The organism is Streptomyces poriticola, assembly GCF_036689765.1.
In the GTDB taxonomy this organism is placed as follows: domain Bacteria; phylum Actinomycetota; class Actinomycetes; order Streptomycetales; family Streptomycetaceae; genus Streptomyces; species Streptomyces poriticola.
Genome location: NZ_JBAGKH010000077.1, coordinates 1 through 2,922, shown reverse-complemented (window position 1 = coordinate 2,922; position 2,922 = coordinate 1). Strand labels below are relative to the sequence as shown.

1 protein-coding gene is annotated in these 2,922 nt (G+C 73.8%); it reads left to right on the top strand.

Annotation, left to right across the window (positions count from 1 at the left end; translation table 11 throughout):
- Positions 1–2,922: SDR family NAD(P)-dependent oxidoreductase (locus V5O46_RS31495; protein ID WP_332888152.1), on the top strand; the 2,922-nt coding region annotated here is incomplete at both ends.

The window sequence follows — 2,922 nt, the reverse complement described above, 5'->3', positions numbered from 1 at the left end:
GGCAAGGGCGGTCGGCACGTCGACCTGCCCACCTACCCCTTCCAGCACCAGCGTTACTGGATCGACGTACCGGACACCACGGCGGCGCCCGCCCCGTTCCCGGCGACCGACATCGTCGACACGCGTTTCTGGGAGGCCGTGGAGAACGAGGACTGGGAGTCGCTCGCCGACACGCTCGCCGTTCCCGACGACGCCTCGCTCAGCACGGTGCTGCCCGCGCTCGCGTCCTGGCGGCAGGAGCGCAGGCGCGAGGCCACGGTGAACGACTGGCGGTACGGGATCAGCTGGAAGCCGGTGGCCGACGGGGGTGCCACGACCAGGCTCGGGGGGACCTGGCTCGTGGTGTTCCCGGAGGGGCGGGCCACCGACGACGTCGTCCGTACGGCGGCGGAGGGGCTCGCCCGGCACGGCGCGCAGGTCGTGCCGCTGGAGCTGAACGCCTCCGAGGCCGCCCGGGGGACGTACGTCGGTCTCATCGGCGAGAAGCTGTCCGCGCAGGACTCTCCGCCGGCCGGCGTGCTCTCCTTCCTGGCGCTCGACGAGAGCCCTCACCCCATGCATCCCGCCATGACGGCCGGTGTGGCAGGGACGCTCGCTCTTGTGCAGGCGCTCGGTGACGCGCGCCTTGAGGTTCCGGTGTGGTTCGGCACGTGCGGGGCCGTGGCGGTCGGGGCGTCCGACGCCGTGACCAGTCCGGCGCAGGCGCAGGTCTGGGGTCTGGGCCGGGTCGTCGCGCTGGAGCAGCCCGAGCGCTGGGGCGGCCTCGTCGATCTGCCGCGCGAGCTGGACGACCGGGCCCGGGCGCGCCTGTGCGCGGTGCTGGCCGGGCTGGCGGGCGAGGAGCAGGTGGCGGTCCGCAGCTCGGGCGTCTTCGCCCGGCGCCTGGTGCGCAACCCGCTGGACGTGCGGACGCCCGAGCAGGCGGCGCCCGGCTGGCGCACCAGTGGCACGGCGCTGGTGACCGGCGGGACGGGAGCGCTCGGCCCGCACATCGCGCGGTGGCTCGCCTCGAACGGCGCCGAGCATGTGGTGCTGACCAGCAGGCGCGGCCCGTCCGCTCCGGGCATGGCCGAGCTGGCGACGGAACTGGCCGCCGAGGGGGTCCGTCTCACGGTGGCCGCGTGCGACGCCGCCGACCGCGAGGCCCTCGCGGGCGTGCTGGAGCAGCTGAAGGCCGACGGGGAGTCCCTGCGTACGGTCGTACACGCGGCGGCGTTCATCGAGTTGGCATCGCTGGCGGAGTCGGGGCTCGACGAGTTCGCGGACGTGCTGGCCGCGAAGGTGGCGGGCGCCGCTCACCTGGACGAGCTGCTGGGCGGCGACGACCTTGACGCGTTCGTGCTGTTCTCCTCCATCGCCGGTGTCTGGGGCAGCGGTGACCACGGTGCCTACGCCGCCGCCAACGCCTATCTGGACACGCTCGCGGAGCAGCGCCGTGCCCGCGGTCTGAAGGCCAGTTCCATCGCATGGGGCGTGTGGAACGTCTGGGACCCGGAGCGGCTGCCGGAGGGCGTCAAGCCGGAGCAGCTGCAGGCGCGGGGACTGCCGTTCCTCGACCCGGACACGGCCTTCGCCGCGATGCGCCAGATCCTCGCGCACGACGAGACCTTCGTGGCCGTGGCCGAGGTGGACTGGGAGCGCTTCGTCCCTGTCTTCACCTCGGCGGGACCTCGCCCGCTGCTCGCGGGTGTTCCCGAGGCGCAGCGCGAGATCGAGGCGGCCACGTCGTCCCCCGGAACCGCGTCGGGCGCGGACGCGCCGAGCGCTCCGTCGTCGCCGCTGCGCGACCGGCTGGAGGGTCTCGCGGCCGAGGAGCGGGACCGGGTGCTGCTGGAGCTGGTGCGCGACCAGGCGGCCTCGGTCCTCGGTCATGCCTCCGGTGAGGCGGTCGAGCCGGGGCGGGCGTTCCGTGATCTGGGCTTCGACTCGCTGACCGCGGTTGAGCTGCGCAACCGGCTCAACACGGCCACCGGGCTGCGGCTGCCGGCGACCCTCGTCTTCGACTACCCCTCCCCCGATGTGCTCGCCGCCCATCTGCGGGACGAGTTCTTCGGAGCGCTGCCGGACACCGCGCCGGCCGGGACCGCCGCGGCGCCGCCGACCCTGCCGGCCGCCGACGACGACCCGATCGTCATCATCGGCATGGGGTGCCGCTTCCCGGGCGGCGTGCGCTCGCCCGAGGAGCTGTGGGAACTCCTGCTGCGCGGCGGCGACGTGATCTCGGGCCTGCCGACCGACCGCGGCTGGGACCTCGACGCGCTCTATGACCCGGACCCGGAGCAGCGCGGCAAGTCCTACACCCGGCACGGCGGATTCCTGTACGACGCCGCCGACTTCGACCCCGCGTTCTTCGGCATCTCGCCGCGTGAGGCCCTGGCGATGGACCCGCAGCAGCGCCTGCTGCTTGAGACCTCCTGGGAGGCCTTCGAGCGGGCCGGCATCAACCCCCAGTCCCTGCGGGGCAGTCGTACGTCCGTGTTCGCGGGCGTCAGCTACCACGACTACGGCTCGCGCCTCGGCGAGACCCCGGAGGAGATCGAGGGCTACCTCGGTACGGGCAACACGGCGAGCATCGCCTCGGGCCGCGTCTCGTACGTCCTCGGCCTGGAGGGCGCCGCGGTCACCCTGGACACGGGCTGCTCGTCGTCGCTGGTCGCCCTCCATCTCGCGGCGCAGTCGCTACGGCAGGGCGAGTCCACGCTGGCGCTGGCCGGCGGTGTGTCCGTGATGGCGGTGCCCACCTCCTTCACCGAGTTCAGCCGGCAGCGCGGCCTGTCCGTGGACGGCCGGTGCCGGGCCTTCTCGGTCGACGCCGACGGCATGGGCATGTCCGAGGGCGTGGGCATGCTGCTTCTGGAGCGGCTGTCGGACGCACGCCGCAACGGCCACCGAGTCCTTGCCGTCGTCCGCGGTACGGCGATG